Source organism: Acinetobacter sp. Ac8, from assembly GCF_055392545.1.
This window is the reverse complement of sequence record NZ_AP043689.1, coordinates 3,029,393-3,055,709: the sequence shown is the minus strand read 5'-3', so window position 1 is coordinate 3,055,709 and position 26,317 is coordinate 3,029,393. Positions and strand designations below refer to the sequence as shown.

General features: G+C 36.5%; 31 protein-coding genes and 1 pseudogene. 16 read left to right on the top strand and 16 right to left on the bottom strand.

Annotated features, from left to right (window positions below; genetic code table 11):
- Positions 1-11 precede the first annotated feature (11 nt).
- Both ACZ5QH_RS14500 and ACZ5QH_RS14495 read right to left on the bottom strand, forming a co-directional pair.
- A complete protein-coding gene (locus ACZ5QH_RS14500; protein ID WP_303578060.1) occupies positions 12-656 on the bottom strand; it encodes an SOS response-associated peptidase in 645 nt (214 codons plus the stop codon).
- Positions 657-776: 120 nt separating this feature from the next.
- A complete protein-coding gene (locus ACZ5QH_RS14495) occupies positions 777-1,985 on the bottom strand; it encodes a tyrosine-type recombinase/integrase (protein ID WP_303578059.1) in 1,209 nt (402 codons plus the stop codon).
- Between the two features lie 1,481 nt (positions 1,986-3,466).
- Between ACZ5QH_RS14495 and ACZ5QH_RS14490 the strand changes: the two genes are divergently transcribed.
- The 7 genes from ACZ5QH_RS14490 (at position 3,467) to glnA (ending at position 10,030) form a co-directional block, all read left to right on the top strand.
- On the top strand, positions 3,467-4,252 hold the full coding sequence (locus tag ACZ5QH_RS14490; RefSeq protein WP_303578058.1) for a hypothetical protein: 786 nt from the start codon (positions 3,467-3,469) through the stop codon (positions 4,250-4,252).
- 142 nt (positions 4,253-4,394) lie between these two features.
- Positions 4,395-4,676, top strand: coding sequence for a hypothetical protein (locus ACZ5QH_RS14485; protein WP_034611761.1), 282 nt, complete (start codon positions 4,395-4,397; stop codon positions 4,674-4,676).
- A 162-nt stretch (positions 4,677-4,838) separates the two neighbouring features.
- The gene (locus ACZ5QH_RS14480) at positions 4,839-5,198 is read left to right on the top strand and encodes a hypothetical protein (protein ID WP_303578057.1); all 360 of its coding nucleotides are present in this window, start codon (positions 4,839-4,841) and stop codon (positions 5,196-5,198) included.
- Positions 5,199-5,310: 112 nt separating this feature from the next.
- Positions 5,311-5,952, top strand: a complete 642-nt coding sequence (locus tag ACZ5QH_RS14475; protein WP_303578056.1) for a TonB family protein — start codon at positions 5,311-5,313, stop codon at positions 5,950-5,952.
- Between the two features lie 609 nt (positions 5,953-6,561).
- Positions 6,562-7,503 carry a hypothetical protein gene (locus tag ACZ5QH_RS14470; RefSeq protein WP_303578055.1) on the top strand — a complete coding sequence of 314 codons (942 nt, stop codon included), beginning with the start codon at positions 6,562-6,564 and terminating at the stop codon, positions 7,501-7,503.
- Positions 7,504-7,638: 135 nt separating this feature from the next.
- Entirely contained in the window at positions 7,639-8,172 is a 534-nt protein-coding gene (locus tag ACZ5QH_RS14465) for a GTP-binding protein (RefSeq protein ID WP_303578054.1), read from the top strand.
- A gap of 442 nt (positions 8,173-8,614) precedes the next feature.
- Complete coding sequence (gene glnA / locus ACZ5QH_RS14460; protein ID WP_016539490.1) at positions 8,615-10,030, top strand: type I glutamate--ammonia ligase; 1,416 nt, start codon at positions 8,615-8,617, stop codon at positions 10,028-10,030.
- Positions 10,031-10,224: 194 nt separating this feature from the next.
- Here glnA and ACZ5QH_RS14455 read toward each other — a convergent pair whose 3' ends face one another.
- From ACZ5QH_RS14455 to ACZ5QH_RS14435, 5 genes are all read right to left on the bottom strand, one after another.
- Entirely contained in the window at positions 10,225-10,632 is a 408-nt protein-coding gene (locus ACZ5QH_RS14455; RefSeq protein WP_004724554.1) for a DUF3106 domain-containing protein, read from the bottom strand.
- Positions 10,622-10,948 carry a hypothetical protein gene (locus tag ACZ5QH_RS14450; RefSeq protein WP_105714121.1) on the bottom strand — a complete coding sequence of 109 codons (327 nt, stop codon included), beginning with the start codon at positions 10,946-10,948 and terminating at the stop codon, positions 10,622-10,624. Before ACZ5QH_RS14450 ends, ACZ5QH_RS14455 begins: the two co-directional genes overlap by 11 nt.
- Positions 10,941-11,555 carry an RNA polymerase sigma factor gene (locus tag ACZ5QH_RS14445; protein WP_035371023.1) on the bottom strand — a complete coding sequence of 205 codons (615 nt, stop codon included), beginning with the start codon at positions 11,553-11,555 and terminating at the stop codon, positions 10,941-10,943. The genes ACZ5QH_RS14450 and ACZ5QH_RS14445 overlap by 8 nt, the downstream gene beginning before the upstream one ends.
- 155 nt (positions 11,556-11,710) lie before the next feature.
- Positions 11,711-12,487, bottom strand: coding sequence for a TrmH family RNA methyltransferase (locus tag ACZ5QH_RS14440; protein WP_004724547.1), 777 nt, complete (start codon positions 12,485-12,487; stop codon positions 11,711-11,713).
- A 110-nt stretch (positions 12,488-12,597) separates the two neighbouring features.
- Positions 12,598-13,572 carry a class 1 fructose-bisphosphatase gene (locus ACZ5QH_RS14435; RefSeq protein WP_303578053.1) on the bottom strand — a complete coding sequence of 325 codons (975 nt, stop codon included), beginning with the start codon at positions 13,570-13,572 and terminating at the stop codon, positions 12,598-12,600.
- Positions 13,573-13,747: 175 nt separating this feature from the next.
- Between ACZ5QH_RS14435 and ACZ5QH_RS14430 the strand changes: the two genes are divergently transcribed.
- Together ACZ5QH_RS14430 and ACZ5QH_RS14425 are read left to right on the top strand one after the other, a co-directional pair.
- Entirely contained in the window at positions 13,748-13,933 is a 186-nt protein-coding gene (locus ACZ5QH_RS14430) for an NF038105 family protein (protein ID WP_004724542.1), read from the top strand.
- A gap of 79 nt (positions 13,934-14,012) precedes the next feature.
- The gene (locus ACZ5QH_RS14425) at positions 14,013-14,618 is read left to right on the top strand and encodes an SMI1/KNR4 family protein (RefSeq protein ID WP_303578052.1); all 606 of its coding nucleotides are present in this window, start codon (positions 14,013-14,015) and stop codon (positions 14,616-14,618) included.
- 162 nt (positions 14,619-14,780) lie between these two features.
- Here the strand turns inward: ACZ5QH_RS14425 and pal are convergent, their stop codons facing one another.
- From pal to ybgC, 7 genes are all read right to left on the bottom strand, one after another.
- The gene (pal, locus tag ACZ5QH_RS14420; RefSeq protein WP_004822680.1) at positions 14,781-15,350 is read right to left on the bottom strand and encodes a peptidoglycan-associated lipoprotein Pal; all 570 of its coding nucleotides are present in this window, start codon (positions 15,348-15,350) and stop codon (positions 14,781-14,783) included.
- Positions 15,351-15,401: 51 nt separating this feature from the next.
- Positions 15,402-16,685 (bottom strand): Tol-Pal system beta propeller repeat protein TolB, encoded by a 1,284-nt coding sequence (gene tolB / locus ACZ5QH_RS14415; protein WP_004724537.1) that lies wholly within the window; start codon positions 16,683-16,685, stop codon positions 15,402-15,404.
- A 276-nt stretch (positions 16,686-16,961) separates the two neighbouring features.
- Positions 16,962-17,408, bottom strand: a complete 447-nt coding sequence (locus tag ACZ5QH_RS14410; protein ID WP_303578051.1) for a hypothetical protein — start codon at positions 17,406-17,408, stop codon at positions 16,962-16,964.
- 67 nt (positions 17,409-17,475) lie between these two features.
- Complete coding sequence (gene tolA / locus ACZ5QH_RS14405; protein WP_314338110.1) at positions 17,476-18,864, bottom strand: cell envelope integrity protein TolA; 1,389 nt, start codon at positions 18,862-18,864, stop codon at positions 17,476-17,478.
- 3 nt (positions 18,865-18,867) lie between these two features.
- Positions 18,868-19,317 (bottom strand): protein TolR, encoded by a 450-nt coding sequence (gene tolR, locus ACZ5QH_RS14400; RefSeq protein ID WP_303578088.1) that lies wholly within the window; start codon positions 19,315-19,317, stop codon positions 18,868-18,870.
- Entirely contained in the window at positions 19,317-20,015 is a 699-nt protein-coding gene (tolQ, locus tag ACZ5QH_RS14395) for a protein TolQ (protein WP_004724528.1), read from the bottom strand. The genes tolR and tolQ overlap by 1 nt, the downstream gene beginning before the upstream one ends.
- Positions 20,016-20,039: 24 nt before the next feature.
- The gene (gene ybgC, locus ACZ5QH_RS14390) at positions 20,040-20,447 is read right to left on the bottom strand and encodes a tol-pal system-associated acyl-CoA thioesterase (protein WP_004724526.1); all 408 of its coding nucleotides are present in this window, start codon (positions 20,445-20,447) and stop codon (positions 20,040-20,042) included.
- Positions 20,448-20,614: 167 nt separating this feature from the next.
- Between ybgC and ACZ5QH_RS14385 the strand changes: the two genes are divergently transcribed.
- On the top strand, positions 20,615-21,844 hold the full coding sequence (locus tag ACZ5QH_RS14385; protein WP_303578087.1) for an integrase family protein: 1,230 nt from the start codon (positions 20,615-20,617) through the stop codon (positions 21,842-21,844).
- Positions 21,845-21,858: 14 nt separating this feature from the next.
- On the opposite strand, the gene ACZ5QH_RS14380 is transcribed toward ACZ5QH_RS14385, so the two are convergent.
- The gene (locus tag ACZ5QH_RS14380) at positions 21,859-22,119 is read right to left on the bottom strand and encodes a DNA-binding protein (RefSeq protein WP_303578086.1); all 261 of its coding nucleotides are present in this window, start codon (positions 22,117-22,119) and stop codon (positions 21,859-21,861) included.
- Between the two features lie 869 nt (positions 22,120-22,988).
- Positions 22,989-23,306, bottom strand: a pseudogene (locus ACZ5QH_RS14375) (hypothetical protein); the annotation flags it as partial.
- Between the two features lie 36 nt (positions 23,307-23,342).
- Between ACZ5QH_RS14375 and ACZ5QH_RS14370 the strand changes: the two are divergent.
- Genes ACZ5QH_RS14370 through ACZ5QH_RS14345 form a run of 6 tightly spaced genes read left to right on the top strand, consistent with a single transcriptional unit; the run spans position 23,343 to position 26,074 of the window.
- On the top strand, positions 23,343-23,588 hold the full coding sequence (locus ACZ5QH_RS14370) for a hypothetical protein (protein WP_303578084.1): 246 nt from the start codon (positions 23,343-23,345) through the stop codon (positions 23,586-23,588).
- Positions 23,585-23,881 carry a hypothetical protein gene (locus ACZ5QH_RS14365; RefSeq protein WP_303578083.1) on the top strand — a complete coding sequence of 99 codons (297 nt, stop codon included), beginning with the start codon at positions 23,585-23,587 and terminating at the stop codon, positions 23,879-23,881. Before ACZ5QH_RS14370 ends, ACZ5QH_RS14365 begins: the two co-directional genes overlap by 4 nt.
- The gene (locus tag ACZ5QH_RS14360; protein ID WP_303578082.1) at positions 23,878-24,798 is read left to right on the top strand and encodes a helix-turn-helix domain-containing protein; all 921 of its coding nucleotides are present in this window, start codon (positions 23,878-23,880) and stop codon (positions 24,796-24,798) included. Before ACZ5QH_RS14365 ends, ACZ5QH_RS14360 begins: the two co-directional genes overlap by 4 nt.
- Positions 24,799-25,206: a PDDEXK family nuclease gene (locus ACZ5QH_RS14355; protein WP_303578081.1), complete on the top strand. Its 408-nt coding sequence runs from the start codon at positions 24,799-24,801 to the stop codon at positions 25,204-25,206.
- Positions 25,207-25,210: 4 nt separating this feature from the next.
- A complete protein-coding gene (locus ACZ5QH_RS14350) occupies positions 25,211-25,687 on the top strand; it encodes a hypothetical protein (RefSeq protein ID WP_303578080.1) in 477 nt (158 codons plus the stop codon).
- A 60-nt stretch (positions 25,688-25,747) separates the two neighbouring features.
- Complete coding sequence (locus ACZ5QH_RS14345; RefSeq protein WP_303578079.1) at positions 25,748-26,074, top strand: hypothetical protein; 327 nt, start codon at positions 25,748-25,750, stop codon at positions 26,072-26,074.
- The last annotated feature ends 243 nt before the right edge of the window (positions 26,075-26,317 follow it).

The window sequence follows — 26,317 nt, the reverse complement described above, 5'->3', positions numbered from 1 at the left end:
TCATAGGTGATCTAAAATAGATCACTTTGTTTGGCTACTTCAGATGAATGGTCACGCGGAAAAGTGACAAACTCATCACGCATTTCAAAAAAATACTCATGTGCGTTTTCACGGTCAACATTCAACCAGTCATTTCGATATTCCTCGGGAATGACAATGATTGAGCGTTTTTCATCGGTAGGGGCATGAAATTGTTTCATGAATGGATGGTTATCAGAATTAATCGTGAGCATTGAAAACGATCTGACTTTAGAGTCTTTTATAATTGCGTCATCATAAATCGCAGCCACTGTAAAAGGTTGGTCATCTTCACGTTTAATTGTGTACCAATGCGCCTTACCATCAATATATTTTGGTTCGTAAAACTCTTGGACTGGCACAAGACAAAATTTACTGTATTTCCAAGCATGTCTAAAACTTGGCTTTTCCGCTACAGTTTCAGTTCGAGCATTATAAGTATGAGAGCTGAATTTGAAGTCTTTTGCCCACGATGGCAATAGACCGAATTTACCAATATCTAAATCAAAAGCACGCATGATTATCGGTGCATGATAACCAGGATAAACGTGTGGTTTTAATTCTAGATCTAACTGATTAGGTTCGACATCAAGCAGGGTAAGGGCGCTTCGGGTGGGAATTTCATAGTTTGAGCACATTTCTTATTCTCCAACCAAAAAACAAACAATTCGTTATAAATACCATACCCTTGATATTGTTTGAAAGGTACACTAATTTGTAAAACGTATTTAATGTAAAAGTGGAGCCAGTCTTTCATTTTAATTAATCCAACTATCCACAATATCTGCCCAATCTTGCAACATATTCCTTCTTTCCTCTAAATATCTTGCATGATTATATGAAGCTCTGGTTTTATTATCGTCAGCATGCGCTAACTGCTTTTCAATCCAATCCTCATCATATCCTTTTTCATTCAATAGAGTTGATGCTGTTGCTCTAAAGTCATGCGCCGTCACTTCACCAAGCCCTATATATTCAAGCATCCTATTAAGTGTCGTTGAGGCAATCATCCCTGTTTTATAGACTGAAGAAAATACATATTCTTGGTTGCCAGTTACGACATACTGATCTTTCAAAATTTTAAAAATTTGATTAGACATTGGAACAATATGAATTCTATTTTTCTTAGTTGTGCGCGCTTGTCCAGTACGCTTTGAAGCAATTGGAAATGTAATAGTTCTTGATTCAAAGTCTACAAAATCCCACTGCATACGTCTAATTTCAATTGTTCTTAACATAGAGTACAGCATCGTCAATCCTGCATTTTTTACGGTTGTAGATCCGCTATAGCTTTCTAATTTACTTCTTAAATTTTTAGCTTCTTCTTTAGTCAAAGGACGAGCATGTTCAACATCTGGTCGTTGCACTACACCCACGACTGCAAGTGTGGGGTCGTATTCTGCACGTAAACTAGTAATCGCATAACGCATTACAGCGCCTATAAATTTTCGATTTTGAATTGCAGTCACTTCACCTGTACCGAAGTTTTTTTGTTTTTTAATACGCTTTATCGTATTTTTCATGATTGTAAGAATATCAGCAGATGAAACTTCTTTAATGTCTTTGTGACCAATTACGTTGTAGACATCTTTTTTCATAGAGGTGTCAAACTGATTTACATATCGTTCTGATTTTGATTTTAGATATTCATTTTTATATTCTTCAGCAATTTCTTTAAAAGTATGTGATGCTGCAACAGCTTGGCTATTAGCCTTCTTTTCTTCAGCTGGATTTTTACCATTTCCTAATAGTGCTTTAGCTTCATCTCTTTTTTTCCTAGCTTCTGCAAGTTGAACCATTGGATATTCACCAACACCAACCATTGTAGTTTTTTTCTGCCATTGATAACGATAACGCCAATACTTTCGGCCATTTGGACGAACTTCGATGTAAAGACCTAATGAATCTATAACTCTATAAATTTTGTCAGTCGGTTTTAGTGATTTTATTTTTGTATCGCTTAACATTGAGTACACTTTGGGAAAAATATAAGTGTACTCAATAATGTACTCAATGTGATCTGTTTTGTATAGTTTTAAAAGGTTTTTTATAATTTGCTATCATCTTGATTTTTATTATTTTGATTAATTTAAAATTTGTTATAGTTTGCTGTAATTTTGCCAATGTCAATTTTCGATCATTAGAAGCATGTTGATACTAACCTATAGAAATTTATCAATTTATTTTGTTTAGTGGTTTTGGATACCCGTTAGGTTACCCGTTTTGAAAAAAGTACCTAGTTACAGCACAAAATAAAAAAAGCCTGCTAGGTGCAGGCTATGATATCAGATTCTTGTTTAAATTCTTCCACTTTTTGCTTTACATAGGACTTATACTAGAACACATCTTTTTCGGAAATTCGATTCCGTTGTTTGATATTTCCTTACTTAATTTCAGAGTAAAATTTTTTCTGGCCATATCCGCCCAGTCTTCAATATATTGACCATACATTTTTTCAAGTGATTTGTAGTTAGTTCAGTTAAAAATCATTGGCTTTTGCATTGCTTAGACAAGCTACAGCATATCGGGTGTACTTAATTGCTTCAGATTAAATGGGGGGCAGATTAACTCTAATATTAATAAGCAACGGCAGTTGACTTTAGATGTTGAACCTTACAAATGGCAAACTGCGAAGGATGATTAAATTAAGCAAGTCTTGATTTAATATCAAAGTTTGCTTTATAAACAGATTTACATATTTTGGGTTAGGGAGGCTATTTATTGGATGAAATATATATTTTTCTTAGCAATAATAGTGTCACTACTCATAATTATCTATAAACCTAGTATTCCCTCAGAAAATAAAGAAAGTAAAGAATTTCATAGACTAGGGACAGTACTAACTGAATGCCAGGGCATAGACCCACCCAAAGAGCTGGATAAGAGAAAGTATTACGATTATTGTAAATGCGTTAAGAATCCTGTTGATGCACGTAACAAGGAAGAAAAAGAGGAGAGTTGTATTGAAGATTTAAGAGGCGCGAATTAGTCGGGATTTTTGTTTTATTTTTGGAATTCTTTATATAAGAATTATGAGTGTAGAGTAAAAAGTATGCTCATTGCACGACAATAAAGCTAAAGGATATGAGGGCGGGCGATCCAAATTTTTCGTCAGGATTAAATCAAATTATATTAATTTGGGCTTGAACAATAATTTTACTCATTTTATTAAATCCAAACTTCCTTCGAGAGAACTTTTAATAGGTGATATCAATGGAAATTAAGCAATTGTAACCGATTTATTCAGGCTCTGAATATTATTGTTTTTATTTGGACTAAGCATCTCGGTCTATACTTCGAAAGCCTTCTATTCTCCATTTTGTTAGATTGAACAATAGAGCGTGTATATTTGAAGTTGAGGACATTGGGAAAAATAGGCTAAATTAAATAAGATGAAAGTTTTTTATGACATAATTCTTTCAATGAGAACAACTTTTAAGAAATCAGTATGACAAGACTTCACATCGAAAATAAAAAAAATGCTCATTTAACAGATGAGGCTCAAGAGTTGATTTGCTTTGCAAAAATTTGTGATATTAAATCTTGGGAAGAAGTCCTGAATCAGTATGTAGAACTAAAAGAGAAAATTGCTCCCAAAAAAGTTTTATTGCTGTTAGAAGATATTGGACAATGTAACTATACTTCGATGCATGCTTCTATGGGTGATGGGCTTTACTTTGATGTATCAGAATATATTGAAGAAGGTGAAAACGAAGATCCCAGTTATGAGAATGCTTTACCTTTTGGAGTTCAGTATCATATTGAACAACTCTTAAAGCCAGAGAATCATGTAAGTATTCGTGACTTGCATGGAAAATTCAGTTATAGCCATCAAGATCTCTCTACTTTAATGCAGATTAATATGCATCCTGAGAAAATTTTGGATGAATGTGTAGAGGTAAAAGTATTAAGGAATACAACTGAAACTCAAAAGTTTGCAGCACAGCTAAATGGCTATTTTAGTTGCGATCTCAATCCATTTGAGTCTTTTAGCTTAATTCAATTTTTAGATAAAAATTTTGGCTTAGAGTACATTGGGTTAGGTGCAAGTTTATTATTCTTTATTAAAACACCAAAGTTTACAGCAAGTAGTTTAGATGAACTATTTAAAGAGTTGGATAAAATTTATAGTTTTAATCAAACTATGAGTACACAGTTGAAAGAACATTTTTTAGTTCATGATTATATCATTTTACCCTATGTAGAATCATTGGAAGTATTTGTTTTAGATTAAGATAGTTGCTGGATATGATCGCTCAGTACAATATACACAGTTTGAAAAATCACAATTAAATGTATAGCCAAACCTCCCTCAGGAGGTTTCTTTTTAACCCTATTATTAGTATCTTGGTCTAAATTTATAATTTAGGATAGGTATGAAAAAACTAATAATATATCTCTCTACAGGATTTTTGTTACTTTCTAGTATATCTAGCTTGTTTTATAGTCTTGATTTGTTTGAAAATTACCATTCAAAGGGAAGAGAATTGCCAGATAAAATATATTCTGTACCCTTAGATAGCCATGGCACAGTTCAATATGTATCCAAAGATCAAAATAATAGAATCAATTCCTTTTTTTACATCGCAGGGCTTTGTTTTATATTTTCTGCTGGAGGATTGATTTGGATTCAAAAAAATAAAGTTGGCGGTATTTGAACTGGAAAACTTAAACCAGAATGCCTGAGATATTCTTAAAACAGTATAATCATAAGCACTGGAATAGCTTTTTGCATAGACGGTTTTTGTGCATTCTTCTTAGACTGGTTCCTTTTTATCTAAATTATTAGTATCTTAATCTCATTAATTTAGGGGCATCCCATGAAAAGAATAATTTTAATTTCTGGTTTATTGATTTCAAATTTTTGTTTTGGAGCTAACTGGATGGAGGTTGAGAATAAAGAGGGGAGTTCAGTACAAGTAGATATAGACTCAGTTAAATCTATATCTAGTCAAAAAAAATTGGCATGGACTAGGGTGATAAAAAATGAAGATAATGATTTGATAAACTCGACTATGAACGTTGAAGTAGATTGTTCAAATAAAACTCTTAAAAATAAAGAATTAATTATTCGTGCAAATGAAGAAGTAGTTTTCCAAAATAGTAAAATGAATAATAAAACGTATACTCCAAAGCCTGATTCGGGTGCTGGGTTAATTCTAAAAACTTTATGTTCATAAGCATCGAAATGCATTAGTGCATTGACAATTATGCAACATTCTAAGCCAGTGGTTTTACACCACCTAAAATGTTAAATTTTATTTATAAAACAATAGTTTAAGTTGGCTTTATATGGAAATTTTAAATATAATTTTAATTGCATTTACATTTTGTCTTGGATCGAATGTTCAAGCTCAAGAAGGGCAAAAAATTACAAATGATACAACTTTAGCTAGATGGATGAGAGCACCAAAAGTTTCGTTTAAAAATGAATTATTAGAAGGCTATGACAGGAATGTTGTAATCTCATTTAAAACTGACGCGAGTGGCAGGGTTGAACACGCTGAAGTGTTTAAAAGTAGTGGATTGGAAGAATTAGATCATAAAGTATTAAGGGCTGTTCAAATATCTAAATTACGAGTTTGGAATGAAGGAGAAGAGAAAACCAATTATCCTGCTCGTGCAAAGCAACCTTTTCAATTTAATGTTTCAAGAGAAGCTAAATTCAACTATGAACCAAGGATCGCTGTAAAAAAATCAGATTTGGAGGGGGAAAATAGATCAATAACAATCTACTCAGAAGCTGATGACCATGGGAAACTCACTAAAGCAGAGATTACTAAAAGTAGTGGATTAACTAAATTAGATAATTACGTATTAAATGAATTTCGAGAAAAAGCAAGCTTTCAACCATTAAATATTAACGGCAAACCTTATCCAATTAAAAATAAAAAGGAATTTTATTTTTCTTTAGATTCTGCTAATGAAGGGTAGACTGTTTCTTTTCTGCAAAATTTAGTAAAACGAAACCCACTCTCCCGAGTGGTTTTTTATATTCTAAATCTTCAACAATTTTCATTAGTTAATTTTAAAAAAAATTGATAGTTTTCTAATATTAAGTCAAATAAAATAATAGAAACATAAGGGGGGATAAATAAAAAAACTAATTTTATTAGCAACTTTATACCTAGCGCAAACCAATACACGCTAAAAAAATCAATTGGGATGCATAGCAATATAAGATTAATTGATCAAATGAAAACAAATTTATTCATCTTATCGATATTAATATACAAATGTTATTAATATTTTTTAATAAAACATTTAGTTTTATTAAAATTGATTGGCATTATTACTCAGCTAAAATATCACTTGCTTAGCTTGATTTTAAATTAAATTGTTGAAATTTAATGACATATTTTATTTGTGTTATCTGGGTTAAATTTTACTTGAGATTTTTTTTAATAACTATTCTTGTATTTTATACGCTTAATAGTATATTAAATTTGTACAAAATTTTTACAGCAAATATAGTGTTTTGTATTTTATTTTTAAATAAAAATGATAAACTGTTCACACTCTATATGGGGCCATGGGGGCTAAATGAAAGAAGAAATAAAAATCGCTATATTCGGTTTGAGTTTAAATGTGCTCGATGCAATTAAGCAGAAAATACGATCTATGTATGATGACTCACTTCAAGTAAGTTGGGCGAATATTGCTGACCCTCATTTAGATATTCTTCTTGTGAATGATATGTTTTTTAGTTCACCTACAATTCAAAATTTGGTCGGTGTCAAAAAAGTTCCTTATTTGCGTCTGGTCAATAAGAATGAAAAATCAGGGCAAATAGAAGGAGATAAATTATATTTACCTTTTTCACCCTCAGATGAAATTCGAAAATGGTTTAAAGATCGCTATCTACATGTACCTGTCAGTGATAAAACCGTCAATATTGTCAATCAGATTTCTAAAAAAGCCGATTTAACCAAGGTGGTTCCTGAGCTTTTTAATGAGCGAAATGGCAATGTTCAAGTATTCGACTCAAAAGGCAACATCGCATTAGTTAATATTCGCACACAACAAGTTTGGATAGATCCGCTACGAAAAGTACAAGGGACGGATGTTTCTTTAAATTTTACTTATGCAACTATGCAAATGGCACAGTCTGTCAGCACTTTTCAAGGTATAGAACTTAGATCTTGGGTGTGGAATTTATTGTGGTATTCAGATGATGTCAATATTCCAATCAGTTCTAACGATTGTTATAAACTGCTAGATTGGCCACAACCGAATCATCAAAATGAACGGCAAATGGTTTTTAAAATTGCAGCGTGTTTTGAATTGGGAGCAAGTGTTTCCCAAGTGGCTCAGAAAACAGGCTATAGCAAAGAGCAAGTCGCTAAATTTGTTTCGATTGGCATATTGACCAATTCACTAAAAAAAATAGCGGTTGAAGATGCAAAACTACTTACTGAGGAAAAACAATCTTCAGGCATTTTACGTGGGTTTTTTGGTAAGTTAAGGAAAAAATTAGGGCTTTAAGTATGTAAAAAACATGCAAATCAAATAAGGCTTGTAAAAATTAACCCTTAAATCAAGTTTGTTTAAACTGACACGATAAATAAATGCATAGTCAGTTTATATGATGCAGTGATAAGTTTAAAAATAGGTGATGATGTGATCTTACAAAAGTATAAAATTGTTTTTGGCGGTAAAATGGGCGCTGGTAAAACAGAAGCAATCAAATCATTATCTGAAATTTCAGTCTTATCTACAGAAGCACAAAATACAGATGAGCAAGCACACAGTAAGGCATTGACCACTGTCGGGATTGACTATGGTGAAATTAAATTAGATGAAGGCGTTATTGTTGGATTATATGGAACACCAGGGCAGGATCGCTTTGATTTTGTTTGGTCAGTGATATGTAAAGGTGCAATCGGCGCAGTGGTGTTGATTGACCATACGCAAAAAGATGCACTTGAAGATTTAAAATTTTATTTTCAAAGTTTTAAAGAACATCTCAACAATATTGTGGTTGGTGTGACCCACATAGATGAAAATCCGCAGTATCTGTTAAAACCGTATAAAGATTGGATGCAGTTAAATCAATTGACCATGCCAATTTTTGCGGTGGATGCCAGAAAAAAAGATGATGTATTGGTTATGGTTGAAGCGCTTATTGCAAGAGCTGAAGTCGAATTTGGCTAATTGTCGATATAATAGATCGTAGATTATAAAATCAAATTACTTTATTAAAGGTTGTATAGAACAATGTTAAAGGTGTATACAGACTGAATACGCCTTATTTTAATGCTTTTGAAATAAAAAATTGCCATCATCTTAAAAAATAGTCGATAAAAAGTGTTGTTCGCGTAATATAAGCACCAAGATAAAACATTTTATTCAGTTTGCACAAAAATAGTGCGTTAAAATTGTGCGTAATAATTTTAAAATGAGAAGTGTGTTTGAATATGGTGCAATTCTATTTGCACTCAGTATAATAGATGGAATTTAATCGTTGCTAAGCTTATTTTCTGATAAGAAATTCAATATTTTAGCAATTATTTTAAAAGTTGGTATGCTACTTGCTATATAAATACCAACTACTAACACGCACTTCACAAGTGCAACAAAAATTCATTGGAGCAAAATGAGCATGGCGAACAAGGTCCTTCAACTCATACAAGAAAGTGGCGCAAAATGGGTCGATTTTCGCTTTACTGATACTAAGGGTAAAGAGCAGCACGTAAGCTACCCATCAGACACTATCGATGAAGATACTTTTGAAGATGGTAAAATGTTTGATGGTTCTTCAATTGCTGGTTGGAAAGGCATTGAAGCATCTGACATGATTTTACGTCCAGATCCTGAAACTGCTTTCCTTGACCCGTTCTTTGCTGAAGCAACCATCGTCGTTACTTGTGATGTTATTGAACCATCTACTGGTCAAGGCTATGACCGTGATCCACGTTCGATTGCTCGTCGTGCGGAAGAATACCTAAAATCAACAGGTATTGGTGATACTGCATTCTTTGGTCCAGAACCAGAATTCTTCGTTTTTGACGAAGTTAAATGGGACATCGATATGTCTGGCGCTCGCCATACATTAATCGCTGAAGAAGCTGCTTGGTCTACAGGTAAAGACTACGAAGCAGGTAACTCTGGTCACCGTCCTCGTGTTAAAGGTGGTTATTTCCCAGTTCCTCCAGTAGATTCTTCACAAGATATGCGTGCTGAAATGTGTGCACGTATTGAAGACATCATGGGCCCTGGTCGTGTAGAAGTGCACCATCATGAAGTTGCATCTTGCCAATTAGAAATTGGTGTAAGCTTCAATACGATGGTTCGTAAAGCTGACGAAGTTCAACAGTTCAAATATGCTGTATGGAACGTTGCGCATCAATATGCGAAAACTGCGACGTTTATGCCTAAGCCTATGGTTGGTGATAACGGTTCAGGTATGCACGTTCATATGTCTATCTCTAAAGATGGCAAGAACTTGTTTGCTGGTGATGAATACGCTGGTCTTTCAGAAATGGCGCTTTATTTCATCGGTGGTATCATCAAGCATGCGCGTGCATTGAATGCGATCACAAACCCTTCTACTAACTCGTATAAGCGTTTGGTTCCTCACTTCGAAGCGCCAATTATGCTTGCTTATTCTGCACGTAACCGTTCTGCTTCGATTCGTATCCCATACGTTTCTAGCCCTAAAGGTAAACGTATTGAAGCGCGTTTCCCTGATCCAATGATGAACCCATACTTAGGTTTTGCGGCATTATTGATGGCTGGTCTTGATGGTATTCAAAACAAGATCCACCCAGGTGAAGCAGCTGATAAAAACTTATATGATCTTCCTCCTGAAGAAGAAGCTAAAATCCCAACAGTTGCGCATAGCCTAGATATGGCACTTGAAGCACTTGAAGCGGATCATGAGTTCCTTCTTAAAGGTGGTGTATTCACAAAAGAAATGTTGGATGCATACATCGAGCTTAAAACTGAAGATGTACGTCGTTTAAATACGACGACTCACCCAGTTGAATTTGATATGTACTATAGCTTGTAATTCGTTTTCGAATTTAAGTGATGAAAAACCTGCCTTGTGCAGGTTTTTTTATGCATGAAAATTAGAAATTCAATATTTTAAAATTATGAGAGGGGAGAATTGTCAGTAATGGTGTGTTTAGATTTTGACGATGTTGAGTTTGAAGATAAAAAGCCAGTTAAATAACTGGCAATGAATAAAATTTAAAAATATGCTTAATGTGAACCCGTGATATTCTGTTGATATTTCACCATATATTGTTCACGAATTTCATTACGCTCATCAGATGTTGACGCTTTTTGCATTTTTTTACGCATTTCGTTGCGTTCAGCGGTGCTCATTTGCTGCCAGACTTCACGCATTTTTTGCTTTTCTTGTTCAGGAAGCTGAGTAAACCAATCCATGCGTTGTTGCAGTGCTGCACTTTGATCAGTCGGAATTTCTTTTAAATTTTGATAGCGCTTAATCAGTGCCTTTTGCTCATCCTCAGAAAGGGCATCCCATGTTTCATTGACTTGACTGTTCGCATCTTTAGAAAAAATCCAAAAACGTTCAAATCCAGCAAAACTTGTTTGTAGAAAACCAATAGCACAAAATGCCAAAGCTAATTTTCTAGCTGCCATGAGAATTTTTATCCTCACCAAATACCGATAACATGTCTAAATCTTCCATCATTTGAGGTGAAAGTTTAGGACTAATCACCACTTGTTGTGGGGTTTGTGATTCTGGTGATATATCAAAAGCATTGGGAATCACAACAAAACCAGTAATTGCCGCTGCAAGCGCAAAACCAGTCATTTTCCAGTGACCAAAACGTGAGGTTTGTTTATCTTGGATATGGTCAAGCACATTGTTCATCACCACTGCTTTATTGCGGTGATGACGTGCAGCTTCATCCAGTTTTGCCGTCACTTGTTTGGTGAAATCATCATTATTCATGTGATGAACCTCCATACGGATTTAAATGTGAGAGCGAAGTTCTTAGTCCTTGAATAGCTCTGTGATAATGAGTTTTTACACTACCTTCTGTACAGTTCATAATAGATGCAGTGGTTTGAGTATCAAATCCTTCCCAAGCACGTAACATAAATGCTTGTTGCTGGCGTACAGGGAGGCGGCTAATGGCTTCTTGAATTTCCTCAACGGTGACATCTTGATCTAGAAATTGAAGTGGATTAGGTGTGGATTCATCCACAATTTCCATGGCCTCTTCATCATCAGAATCTAAATCAATTTTTCGAAATAACGAAAATGGAGAAGCGCGTCGTGCTTCTTTGCGTCGCCAATCTTGTAATTTGTTATTTAAAATTGTATAGAACAGTGGATACCATTCTTCAGTGGATTTATCAGCATAAGATTTATGTAAGGAAATAAATGCTTCCTGTACCAAATCCATCGCAATCCCATTGTGACCTTGGGTTGCATTTTCCATCATCACTAGGGCACGACCCGTCACGTCCTGCATGAAAAAACGCAGGCGCTGCTCGCTCGTACTCGTTTGAGCACTTGCTGTTTCAGACTGTGACTTCTTTGGTGCTAAGTCCATAGAGATGGAAAATCCCGTCATGGGTACCCACCATTATTTTAAATTCATATCTCTATAACGTTAAAAAAATGGTTTGGGTTGACATGTAAATCAATTATTTTTTTCAGTTTAAATGATTTTTTCCAATAACGGGCAATATTTAAAATAAATTAACCTTATAGTCGTTGTCTAACCATTTCAAAGAAACAAATCGAGCCAGCAACTGCAACATTGAGTGATTCTTGACCACCGGGTTGAGGAATAGATACCGCTTCTGCGCGTTTAAGGGCGAAATCTGAAACACCTTGACCTTCGTTACCTAAAATCCAAACACATTGTTTGCGCAGGTTTTTAGTATAAAGACTTTCTGCCTGATGCGAACTGGTCACATACACAGGAATTTTAAATTGCTTGAGCAGGTCTTCAAGGATCACGTTTTCATATGTGTGTAATGAAAAATGCGCCCCCATACCGGCACGTAATACTCGTGGTGACCATAATGATGCAGAACCTTTGGTACAGACAATTTGTTCAATACCCGCAGCGGCCGCTGATCTGAGTAATGTACCTACATTGCCTGGATCTTGGACATTTTCAAGAATTAGCGTGTCTTCAGTAAAATTCAGTGCTTGAGTTGAACTTGGTAAATCCACAATGGCTAGACATGCAAGGCTGGTTCCAAGGGTACTTAAATCTTTGTATAAAGATTCACCAACCACAAACACGATACCTTGATATTGGTCAAGGATACTGCCTAAATCTTCATGATCTAAGGCATGTTCAGTGGTGAAAATTGAATTAATTTTTCGACCTTTTTCTAACCATGCAAGCGTAAGATGGGTTCCCTCAAGTACAGTTTGTCCTTGTTTTTTACGGTAAGTGTTTTGTTCAATTAAACCTCTGAGATGTTTAATTTTGGGATTGTCTTTTGATTCAAGGAAAATTGTAGGCATGGGAGAGTACGTCCAAAAAATTAAGTAGGGTCTGTGATCATTCTATAAAGAAATTGCAACAGACCCTAGCTGGCGTTACTCCCTAAATAGAGAGTAAGAAAAGAGAAGAATTAGTTGTGGTAGCTGGTAACAAGCTCAACTTCATTCTTAGAACCAATGATAACAGGAACACGTTGATGTAACTCAGTCGGTTGAATCTCTAAAATACGTGTACGACCTGTAGTCGATGCGCCGCCAGCTTGTTCCATTAACATACTCATTGGGTTGGCTTCATACATTAAACGTAGACGACCTGCTTTTTTAGGATCTTTGGTATCGTATGGATATAAGAAAATACCGCTACGACATAAAATACGATGAATATCACCCACCATACACGCCACCCAACGCATATTGAAATCTTTTTCACGTATAGATGTTTTACCTGCTTGTAGTTCTTCGATATAACGTTTTACAGGCGCTTCCCAATGACGTTGATTTGATGAGTTAATCGCAAACTCTTTGGTATCCGCAGCAACTTGAATATTTTCAGAAGTGAGCAAGAATTGCTTTTCTTCAGGGTCGTAAGTGAAGAATACAACACCCGCACCAACGGTCAAAGCCATCATTGTCGATGGGCCATAAAGTACATAACCTGCTGAAACTTGTTGAATACCTGCTTGCATGAAGTCTTCAGCTTGCGTTACGGCGTTTTGAGCAGGAAGGATAGAAAAAATTGTTCCTACACACATGTTAATGTCAATATTGCTTGAACCATCTAATGGATCAAATAAAACTAGATATTTGCCATTTTCTTGAGCTGGGGTAAATTCATCTAATTCTTCAGATGCGAGCCCACCTACATTTGGATTGGCTTTTAAAGCATCAATCAAATAATCATTTGAAATCACATCAAGTTTTTTTTGCTCTTCACCTTGTACATTTTCATGTTGTGCACTCCCCAAGACACCAGCTAAAGCACCTTTTTGTAAAGCCTGATCAATGGTTTTACAGGTATTGGCAATTGTTTCAATCACATTGGCAAGTTCAGGTGTTAAGTTCCCTTGTTGTTGTTCTAAATATTGGGATAGGGTGCGATATGACATATCAGAGGTGCTCCAAAAGCGATAAATTTTTACAAACCAAATAATGGAGGCTATTTTAGATGAGTTCAGCACAAAATAGAAATTATCCTGTGTTATTTGTCGTGAAATTACCCTTGAAAGTATTTTAGAAAGTGTTATGTTGAATATACGTACAATAGCGTAAAGGAGCACTGACATGACAACGACAAAGTTTGAAGCGACTCCGACTCCAAATGAAAGCATTGATTTAAAAGATATTAGTGCTGAAAAAGTGAAAGAAGCATGGAAGAATTACGAAGCTAAGCCTGAATTCAAGGAATTCAATAAGCATGACATGATTGAATCTATGCAAAGCCCCAAGCCAGATGAGTCAAAGGCTTAATCAATAAAAAGCGTTCATTGCGATATGAGCGCTTTTTTCTATTCATTTATTTTATATTAACTCTGAACAATAACGCTTCATGATAGAGATTGATCACAAAACAGACATTATCATTCCGTTTAATAAAATTGGTGACCCGGAGTGGGATGTTAAAACTCGCCTAATTTTAGAATCTCTTGCTGATTTAAATGATGATGAGATTGCACCTGCAATTGATGATGAGCAAATTTTAAAACTTGAACAGCGTTTAAATTGTCGCTTGCCTGAATCTTTAACGATCTTCTATCAACACTTTGGGATTGCTGATATTGGTGAACAATTGCAGCAATTTGATGATATTGGCTACTTAAAAGATATTTGGGCAAATGCACCGCAATATGCGCCTGAATTTAGTCAGGCCGATTTAGCAGTTTTACCTCATCTGATTACATTTAGTGATTATCTTGGTAATGGCAATATGTTTTGCTTTCATGACATCAGCAAAGAAATCTATTACTTTGATCATGATGACACACCTTATTTAAGTAAAATATTGGAATGTGTGGATGACTATATTAAAGGTTGTCTGATTTTAGTACAGTCTGAGTTTTTTGCTGAAGCGCATCCAGATGAGGTGGATGAATGGGTAGAGGAACGGTTTATTGCGTTATTTAATGAGCAAATACTCAAGAAATGGCGTTATTAATATAAATTACCTTGAACATGCTAAGCAGTTTCTTATTTTACTCTACTAAATCAAAATTTTAACTTGAAATACGAAAGCGCAGAATAAGAATAAGCTCTGGTAAAAATGCCCAATTGAATTGGGCATTTTTTTATGGTCTATTTTAATAATCCAACTTTGGCATTATTTTAAAAGAGGAGGAACGGCTTCGTAGTTGATTTCAACACGGCGGTTTTCTTTCCAAGCTGCTTCATCATGACCAGCATTGATCGGCATTTCTTTACCGTAGCTTACTGCTTCTAATTGGTTTGCTTTAACACCATTGGTGATCAGGTAGCTTTCAACAGCTTTAGCACGACGCTCACCTAAAGCCATGTTGTACTCACGCGTACCACGTTCATCTGTATGACCTGTTAATGCCACTTTAGAGTTGGCATTGGCAATCAAGAACTGCGCATGTGCTTGTAGTGTTTGGTAGTCATCATTGGAAAGATCACTACTGTCATAATCAAAATGTACCACACGTTTTGCTAAAAATGCTTTATTGGCTTCAGTCACGCCTTTAGATGAAGCACCATTTAAGTTTTGTGCATTTAAAGCAGCATCTTCACTTAAACCACTGGTATTTACTGTCGTCGCACTATTTGGATTGGTTCCTGACTCTACAGTGGCAGCAGGTTTACGGCTTGCACAACCTGTCATCACCAAGCTTGCTGCTAATAAGGGTAAAGCTAGATATTGAATTGACTTCATGTTGATCTCCGGTATTTCAATTTTAAATAAGTGATTTACATCTTGATTAAATTATTTAGGGGCCCAAGCAGGTTCACGTACTTCACCTTGTTCGCTTGGTAAGTTCATGCGGAAGCGACCATCTGTAGACATGATCGCTAATAAGCCACGATTACCTTCACGTGTTGCATAGACCACCATTTGCCCATTTGGAGAAAAACTTGGTGATTCATCCAAACTTGTTGGTGTCAAAATATTGGTGATACCTGTAGAAATTTCCTGAATGGCAACTTTGTAGTTACTACCAGAAGGGCGGTGTACCAATGCCACATATTTACCATCGGCACTTAATGTACCACGTGCATTAAATGCACCACGGAAAGTTAAACGTTTGGTCGAGCCATCATCAAAACTATAACGGTAAATTTGTGCTGATCCACCACGGTCAGATGTGAAAATAAACGATTTTCCATCTGGAGCATAACGTGCTTCTGTGTCAATTGCGCTATCGTTAGTCATGCGCTTCACTTGACGTGAATCTAAATCCATTTGATAAACTTCAGGATTTCCATGCATAGACGCAGTAAACAGCATTGATTTACCATCAGGAGAGAAACTTGGTGCACCATTTAAACCGCGAAATGCAGCGAGTTTTTCTCGTGCACCTGTGGCTAAGTCTTGGATATAAATAGCAGGGCGCTTGGTTTCAAATGAAACATATGCAATTTTTTTCGCATCTGGCGTCCAAGCAGGTGAGAGAATAGGGTCTCTTGAACTTAATACCGTTTTAGGTTGTTCACCATCGGTATCTGCAATTTGTAAGGTATAACGAGTCTCTGGTGTTGCAGGGTTACGCAACACATAAGCAATACGTCCTGTGAAGTCGCCTTGAATCCCTGTAAGCGCTTGATAAATCGCGTCACTGATCATATGTGCCGCAGAACGCACACGTGATGCTGGAATCGAGAGCAATTCATTTAATAGGAATTTCTGCTTTTCAACATCATAGAGTTGGTAATGTACTGCCAATGAACCATCTGCATTGGTTTTAGAGTCACCTAAAACCACATAAGGAACCCCAGCCGCTTTCCATGCTTCTGCATTTATATTGTTTATGTTTGCAGTTGCAGGAAGATTTTTTGATGAACTGGTAAAGCGCCCAGAGCGATTTAAATCTTGTTCAACAATAGGGTAGATAGATTGATCATTACTAAATGGAATGATGGCAATTTTAGGTGCAGATTCAGGTGCTTTGGCAATTTCTAATTGCAATTGTGCATATGATGTGGTGATCAATGCTGGACTAAATGCAACAATAATTGCGAATCCTAATAGATGTTTAGGCATGATTTTCATTGGACTTCATGTACTCAAATATCAATTTTTAACTATGCTTAGCTTTGTAGCACAAAGACATGATTTTAATCTATATAAAGCATGTAATTGTGAACAAAAGATTATCATTGAACAGATTTACTAAAAAAATTAAATTCAAATTTATTACACCAATGAATTTCGGCTTGATCTTTGGGTATTTTAAATGGCGCAGCTTTAAAAATTACTTTTTATAGATTTGACAACAATGTCATTGTTGCTGCCATTAAAATATATTATCTCGTGTTGAATAGAGACTTATTCAGCACGGAATTTGATGCGAATCACTTTTAATAATTGATTGAGCGATGACTGTTTAGACATTTCAAAAGGTGCTGTTTGCTGAATCGCCGTTTTGATTGCGTTTGAAAACGTTTCGCTGTCTTGTTCTGTGATTAAAATATCTTTTACATTCCCGCTGTCATCTAAGTAAATAATAACATCGGCATTTTCTTGGATGATTGTTAAATTTCTCAACTTTTTAACAATCCGATTGACTCTAGCCGTATTTATCCGCTGAGCCATATGACTTTGTTGAAGTAATGCTTCCGTTGTTGGTACAGACGGGTTTTTTTCGTATGACGCAGAAGGTGGGTGTTGTTGCGTATTTACTTCAAGTATTTTTTCTTGCTCGATATTTTTTGCAAATAATAATGCAGTTGGAAAAAATAATGAAATTGCTACAAATATGGGTTTAACTCGCATTTGATTTTTCCGAGTGATTGTTCTTGTATTAAATTACACCCTGCCAAGACAGGGTGTAATTTTAAAATTATTTCACTGTAAAATTTGCACTAAAACTTCGTGCTTCACGTCTGGCATCTGGATCAGATGGCATTGGGAAAGGTGCAGCATTGCGAACTGCTTGTTCCACACTTGCTTTTACATCTGGGTCTGATGCATTGACAATGATCGAGGCCACAGAACCGCTATCCGTTAGTGTAACACGAGCTGTTGCCTTTTGACCTGTTGAGCCAGCTGGCATACGCCAAGCATTCCGAACTTTACTTTCGAAGTCCTTTTTCGCAGAAGATGCAACTTTTCTCGCTTCTGCCTTTTTATTTGCAGCAGCTTCTTTTGCTTTTTCAGCAGCAGAGGCTTTTTCTTCATCTAATTCGCGTGCTAGATCAGCTTTACGTTTTGCGTCCGCATCCGCTTTGGCTTTTGCAGCAGCATCTGCCTTGGCTTTTGCATTAGCATCTGCTTTAGCTTTTGCAGCAGCATCCGCTTTGGCTTTTGCATTAGCATCCGCTTTGGCTTTTTCAGCAGCATCTGCCTTGGCTTTTGCATTAGCATCTGCTTTAGCTTTTGCAGCAGCATCCGCTTTGGCTTTTGCATTAGCGTCCGCTTTAGCCTTTGCAGCAGCGTCTGCTTTAGCTTTTGCATTAGCATCCGCTCTGGCTTTTTCAGCAGCATCTGCCTTAGCTTTTGCAGCAGCATCCGCCTTGGCTTTTGCAGCAGCATCGGCTTTGGCCTGTTGGGCCTTATCTGCGGCTTCTTTCCTGACTTTTTCAGCAGCTTCTGCTTTACTTTTTGCTTCGGCATTGAGTCTTGCGAGTCTAGCTTTTTCCGCAGCATCCGCTTTGGCTTTTTGAAGTGCCTCTTGCTTGGCCTTAGCTGCTGCATCTGCTTTAGATCTTGCTTCAGCTTCTGCCTTAGCTTTCTCAGCAGCATTCTTAGCCTGCTTTACTTTTTCAGCTGCCTCTTGTTTGGCTTTTTCAGCAGCATCTGCTTTAGCTTGAGAAAGTTTTAAGGCTTTCTCTTGTGCTGCTTTAGCAGCTGCCATAGCCAATTGCTGTTCTAATGCTACTGCCTTGGCCTGTTCGGCAGCTTTTTGTGCATCTATCGCCTTGGTATCTGGTGCATTATTTGCTTCAGTTGGAATTTCTGGTGCAGTTTGATCGGGTTCCGCTGTTTGCTGAATATTTTCTGCAACCTTGCTATCTGCCGTTTCAGTGGCATCAGTTTCTACTAAAGGCTTGGGTTCAGGCGGTGGTAAATCTTCAGGCTTAATTAAAACGGTTTTAATTTGCTTGGGTGGCTCAGGTGGTTGACTTAAACCGAGAAAAAGTAAGCCAGTAATCGCCACCACATGAATACCTAGGGTAAATCCAAGTGCAATCGCTTTTTCTTTAGATTGTGGCTTTTGAATATTTTTCATAACTTACTTTACAGACTCTGTCAGTAAACCCACTTGGCTTAAACCAGCATCTTGTAGTGTAGACATGAGTTTCATGACTTCACCATAAGGGCGTGATTCACTACCATTGATCAAGACACTCAATTGCTTGTTATTTGCTTGAGCCTGTTGCTGATTTTCTGTAAGTACTGTTTTTAACTCATCTAAAGTTAAAACCTCATTTTTATGGTTTTTGTCTTCAAGTTTAATCGTACCATCTGCTTCTAAAGTCACGATGGCTGGTCGGTCTTCAGATTGAATCGGATTATTGTTTGCTTGAGGTAGATCAACTTTAACACCCGTGGTAATCATGGGTGCTGTCACCATAAAAATAACCAATAAAACCAACATGACGTCGATATAGGGAATGACATTCATATCACTTTTTAAAGGTTTTTTGACGCGTTCAAAACGTCCAGAACGTTGGATTGTCATTATTCATCTTCCTGTGTAGTTCCCACAGACTGACGTTGTAATAGCGCCACCATTTCTTCTGCAAATAATGCACGATCTGAATAAATTTCTTCGCCTTTTGCAGTGTAATGGTTAAATGCTAGTACCGCTGGTATTGCAGCAAATAAACCAATCGCAGTTGCAATCAATGCTTCAGCAATACCTGGTGCAACAGTGGCTAAGGTAACTTGTTCAACCTGAGCTAAGCCAATGAATGCGCTCATAATGCCCCAAACAGTACCAAATAAACCAATATAAGGTGCGACAGAACCAATACTGGCGAGAGAGCTTAAGCCTTGTTCTAAACGGCCTTGATCACGACTGAGTCCTACACGCAAGATACGTTCAGTACCTTCAATCATCGATGCAGTTTCAGCATGACGTTTTTTAAGTTTTAAAAACTCACTTAAACCCTGATAGAAAATATCTTCTAAACCGCTTCGCTTGGAATTAAGCTGAGCATTGTTATATAAGGTATTGAGTTCAGCACCAGACCAGAAGATTTTTTGGAAATGCTCATCGCCTTGATGTGCTTTCTTATAGCCCATATGCAACTTGGCAATCAAATACCAACTAAAAACGGATGCGAGTACTAAGATTAGCATCACCAATTGAACCACAGGGCTCGCTTGTAAAATTAAATCAGAGATGTGTAAAGAAGATTCTAGTTGTGTTGCCATAGTTACATGTGCCAAAAGTATTTTTTATTCGTGAGCTAATTCTCGAAGAATTAAATCACGGATTTCGTCAGGAATTCTACGAGGTTTCATATCTGTACTTAAACATGCCAATTCCACCTCGCCAGAAGCAAGCATGATTTCACCACGATATATATTCTGTTGCAACACAAATGACGAAGCTTTACATGAAACTACACTTGCTGTAACAGTAATAAGATCGTCCATGAGTATAGGGCGAGAATATTTCAATGCAATTTTATGAACGACAAAATTGTAATCTTTTTGATGCCAATAGTGGTCAATACCGGATGCACGTAGCCATTCTGTCCGTGCACGTTCCATAAAGCGGATATGATTGGCATGGTATACGATACCGCCTGCATCTGTATCTTCGATATATACACGGATTTGGAATTCGAATTTATTACTCATGTTGCTATGCATTCCTGTGTTGTTTATTGCATATCTATCAAATATTTAGCGATTTTAAATTGTTCATGAAAAACTTAAATTAATAAGAAAACTCATAAAGTAGACGCATAGTAGACTAGAATGTATACTGCTTACTAGCGATCGTTATTGCTTAATAGGGTTAAACAATGTCTAGGTCAGAACGCATAAAATTCACTAAAACTGCAATTGATTCTTTAAGCGAACCAGGCATATACAGGGACAGTGAACTTATTGGATTTGCTGTACGAGTTAATACAACTTGTAAAACCTATATTGTTGAAAAAAAGGTCAAAGGCAAAGCGGTACGGTCTACTATTGGTCTACATGGCAATTTAACACTATCACAGGCGCGAATTTTAGCACAAGGTCTGCTTTCTCAAATGGCACAAGGTTACAATCCAAATGAGGAGAAGAAGGCTAAACGAGATCAAGATGAACATATTTTAAACGTATCAAGGCAGCATCCCACTCTTGAGGTTGCTTATAATGAATATCTTAAGAATAGAACATTAAAACCAAGAACACTTAAAGATTACGACAAGGTTGTAAATGAATATTTAGCTGATTGGAAAAAACTTAAGATCGGGGATATATCGCGAATTCAAGTCCAAGCAAAATACACAGAATTAACTGAAAGAAGTCCCGCTCAAGCAAATCTAACAATGGCTGTCTTCAGGGCGATCTTTAATTTTTCTATTGAACATTTTCTTGATGCCAAAGACGAGTCAATTATTACTGCAGTGAATCCAGTAGCAACGCTTAAAGCTAAAAGAACATGGAATAAAATCAAACGCCGGAAAGGCTATGTCAAACAAGAACAGTTAACCGATTGGATTAATGCTGTAATGAATTTCACCGCTTTGAGACAGGAACGAAATACAGTCAGGGATTTTCTTTTAACTTTAATACTCACCGGGTTTCGCCGTGATGAATGCCAAACATTAAAATGGGATGCTGTTGATTTAAAGTATGGCTGGATAACTTCTAATGATCCTAAGAATGGTGAAGTTCATACTTTACCTATGGGTGAGCGTCTTTGGGAGATCATGAAGAAAAGAGATGAGCAAAAGTTCAATGAATATGTTTTTGCTTCCCCTAAGGCTAAGAAAAAAGGCTATACAACAAATTTATTTGAAGCTAAACAAAAAATAATTGATGCAACTGGTATTGAGTTCACTTTCCACGACCTTAGACGTACCTTTGGCACCATAGCAGAGAATCTTGATTACGGTCAGTACACGATTAAGAGATTATTGAATCATACGGTTTCGGGTGATGTAACTGAGGGTTATATCCAGATTAGCGATAAAAAGTTAAGGTTGGCCATGCATGAAGTTGAGGATATTGTTTTTGAAGGATATAAAAAAGGAGGCTAAGCCTCCTTTTTAAATCAGATTGTATTTGTAAGTTTTTGGCCTTCAAAATACTTAACGGCATCACCTTTTGTGTACGAGATTTTTCTAGCGCCTTTAATGAATGGTATGCCTCCACCTTCACAGCGTTTAAGCTGTAACCAGGGAAGGGATACATTAAATACAATTGCTACCGTGGTAGGTGGGAATGTTGCATCTGAAGGGGATTCCCAAAAAATCTTTGCTGCCAAGAGCTTTTCTTCTTCTGTCATTTTAGAAAGTTTTGATTGTCTACTCATACCTTTACCTATTTATTAAATTCATTTCATCAAGTGATAAGAGAAATAGCTCCAAATTAAGTCATTACGTTTGAACCTGAATTTTCAAGCTCAAATCGACGTTTACGAACCAGTCCCATTAATTTCGGTTGAATGTCTGGATGACGGGTTGCAACATTAATTTCCAAAATATCCAAGGCTATTAAATCAGATGCATTTTGGATCTGAGCTGCTAAGGAAGGTGGCTGTTCAGGAGGTGGGGCGATCGCACCCAACTCACTCAATCTTTTATTAATTGCATCCATCAATGGCTTACGCTGTTCCTCAGTCCATGATTTTGTATAAACAATAAGAGCGTTTGCCTCTGTGGATGTTTTAGCCTCTTGGGCACGATTGACTAAGTCATTGAGTAAAATTTCATATTGAGCGGATTCTTTTAATGTTAAAGCTGGTTCTTTTAAGCTAAGGGTAAACTCTGTAAGTTTGCATTGTTTAGCATTATTGATCTCATACAATTGAACTTCGCTAAAGCCTTGAGCATCAACATCTCTCAAAATGATTTCAATTTCTTTCTCAGATTCACAAGAGTTTATTCCGTCTAAATAAATTTGATGGTCTAGATTGGTTAGTTTTGGCGCATATTGCTCAGGATCCATTGAAGTCTCTTGTTCTTCAACAAGCAGTTTAAAATCTTCATAAATCTTTTGTGCTTGAACTTTATGATCGTCATCTAGTAAATTGAAATTATGATCAATACTCGCTTTTAAATTTACTAAATTCTTTTGAGTAGGTTCATCTTTAGCTCGGTTGAGCCATAAATCAATGAAGGCTTGACTCTTTACTTGAGACTTAGTGTAACTCTCACTGGATTGGCCATCTTTTTTTTCGGTCTCTTTTACTTTACGTGGAGTCCGAGTTTTTTTAGGCTTTTCACTGAAACCGTCTTTAATTTCAATCTCAGTAATCATATTGCCAAACGTTTTACCAAATGCCTGAAGCTGTAGCTGTGCATTTTCAGCATCTAATTGAGCAAATCCATTTGCCACACTCAAACATATATCACCATGTTCTGAATCGTATTTAGTACGCAAGATACATGTTGGCATCACAATAAAGATTTCTTGGCCATTCTCCAGATCGTGCGGCTCAACTGGCTTAGTAAATTGAATATCAGACAATGTTAAAGATTCACGTTTGATACAGAACTTACCCAATACACCCTAAACGACTTTTCGGAGTATCGAATGGACATCAATCTAGCACAAGAAAAAGAGCCAGGCAAATACATGAATGGCGATGTGGTTGTGTATATGAATCACATCAAAATAAAAGACTTACAAACGGTAGAAGCGTATCAACCGAACAATCATTACTGGTTAGAAAGCGGTAAGTTGGTAAAGGAAGCTGATATACGTACAGCCACTTTGCCAGAGCTATTTCATAAACGCCGTTTAGATGAAATCGAGCAATCGATTGCGGAGGTTCCATGAATAGACATTTTCAAATTAAACCTGAGCATAAGCAGTCTCAGGAAATCCAATCATTTTATGAACCAACTTTGCTTTTGCTGAACCATATTCATGACATCAAAAAAGGCAATCTAAGAATGCGTGGTTACAACGAAGAGAATGCAGCTGTAACCAAAGAAGAATTGGCCCAAAAGATGGCTTATCGATTCAAGATCACAATTTGGTTATCACATCAGGTTATTACGAGCTTGATCAAGGCTGAACAGGTCTTTTCATTTGGTGGGTACGTAAAGCCTAAGGTCGGTGAATTATGAGCCTTGATGCAACTGTATGGGCTTGGAAAACAACTGTAGATGGTGCTAGTCAAAAGCTAGTACTTCTATCACTTGCTGATCGAGCTGGAGATGACCATAAGTGCTTTCCAAGTTTAAAACGATTAGAGAAAGACACCACGCTAAATCGCAAAACGATTATCAAAGTTTTAGACGAACTTGAGTTTAAAAAGTTGATTAAATTTACAGGTGAAATTAAAGGGAATGGCGTAAAAGTCTATCAATTAATTGGTGTATTTGGACGTGAAGATAGTTCAGATACCAATACCAAAAAGGGGACTAGTACCAAAAATGACACTGGTGTTGATTTAGGCACTGGTTCCAAAAACGGTACTAGTACCAATAATGGAACTGGAACCAGTACCGATATTGGTACCGAGACCAGTACCAATTTTGGGACACAGAACCTCCCAAGGAATCTCTCATTAGAATCTAAAAATAAAAAAGACTGGCTTTGTTTGAAAAAACTTCGTTCTGAATTAGATCAAGCAGATCCCACGGTAGTACCAAAATCGATTATCGAAGCAAGTTGGTTTGAGCGTGAGAAAAAAGCATTCGAGCTTTTCAATGCTGGAAATAATCTTTGTGATGATCTCTTGATTTACCACTTTGCTGACACTCTTTTGAAAAACCGTCACAAATACGACAAAGCGCAAAATGGCAAATCCAGTGGGGAATCTGAATGTATATTTTTCTCATCACCTCAACAGATTTACGTGTTTGCCAACAAACTCGCTCAACTTCCTGATGTCATCGATGAATTCAGTATGCCTGGTGAATCCTTTGAAAAACTAGCAAGCCGCATTGCCGCAAAACTCTCAGATCCAACTGAACTCCAAAACTGGAAATCACATCTGCAGGCAGTTGGATTTAAACCTAAGGGTAGAGGTGCTGCGTAAGTGGAAAGTATCTCAATCGCTGAATACCAAAAACTTTGCGGTGGTAGATCCAAAAAGAAAACTAACTTGAAACGCAGTACTCGAGTTAAAACTCAGCGTGGTGAAAGTATCGGTGAATCAACGTTGGCCAATCAATTACGAGTTTTAAAAATTAGCTTTGAACAGGAATATAAATTCCATCCTAAACGTAAGTGGCGTGCAGATTTTCACATTGTTGGAAAAAATATTTTGGTTGAGGTTGAGGGCGGTGTTTGGAGCGGTGGGCGTCACACACGCGGAAAGGGGTACATTGGTGATATGGAGAAATACAACGCTGCAGTGGTAATGGGATACCAGGTATTACGGTTTAGTACAGAGCAAGTGAAGTCAGGTTTAGCAGTTCAACAAATTGAGATGATAGTGGGGTGATTAGATGAATACGGCAGTTACAATTATTCAAGCGACAGATTGGACACGTTTTAGCACAGAAGATTGGTTTCGTCAGTTTGGTGCATGGATGAATGGGGATACTGAAACTAAGCGATTAGTATATAAAACTATTCCGACTAAGAAATTAACTCAGAAGCAACGTGAAGATTTAATAGCTCAATATCTACGTGATGAAAATTTCAAAGAGCCTCAACTACGCCGTGGAGTTGTCTGTAATATTTCAGATAATGAAGCACGTGCATTCCAGCGAATTATTCTTAATATACGTCAGATTGAAAGTGAATCACTTCAGGATTGGGTTGATGCTGTTTGGCAAATTTTTGTAGAAAATAGAAAGCTCCGTGAAGTAGCTGAAATGTACGAAACTTCTACCATTCAAATAAGACAAGACATGAAATGTGCATTAGCATTTATTTCAGGTAGATACCCAAATTTAAAGTCAGATCTGCTTCAAAAGTAGATAAATTTTAAGAATCTGTTATAAACACTTTATTAATTGAAGGCCAAGGATATTTGATTGATGAAATCAACACCTGATCAAGCTATTTATGACTTTAGTTCAGCTGTCTATAAACTAGTAATATTAGGATATGGGAAAGCAAATGATAAGATCGTAAAAGAATTTTTCTTAATGCGATGTTTGATTATGATTAATGAATTGAAGTCTTTAGATGCTTCAATTTCGATGCAAGGGCAAACTATTCAGTATGTTGTTGATAAGAGAAAATATACATTTTGGCTAATCGAAGCACCAGAACCTCATGAAAAGATAGAATTTTTAGATTATTTAACCCAAGAATTAACGAGTATTTTTTATAATTTAGATATAACCCATTGTGTGCATTAGAAATTTTCCTCTTGATTGTGTACACAAGATATGGCATATTTTAACTATAGTGGACGAACTAATTGTAATCCACACAGATTATTAGTTTTCGAACGCCCATTGAGACCACCTCTTAATGGGTATTTTTTTGTATTGAGAAAATAATTAGAAAAAGTTATCCTTGTCTTGCGTCAAATATACTGATGTAAATTTGTTGACAGCTCGGAAAGACGGGCACTGAATAAAAGGTTTTTGCATACCCAC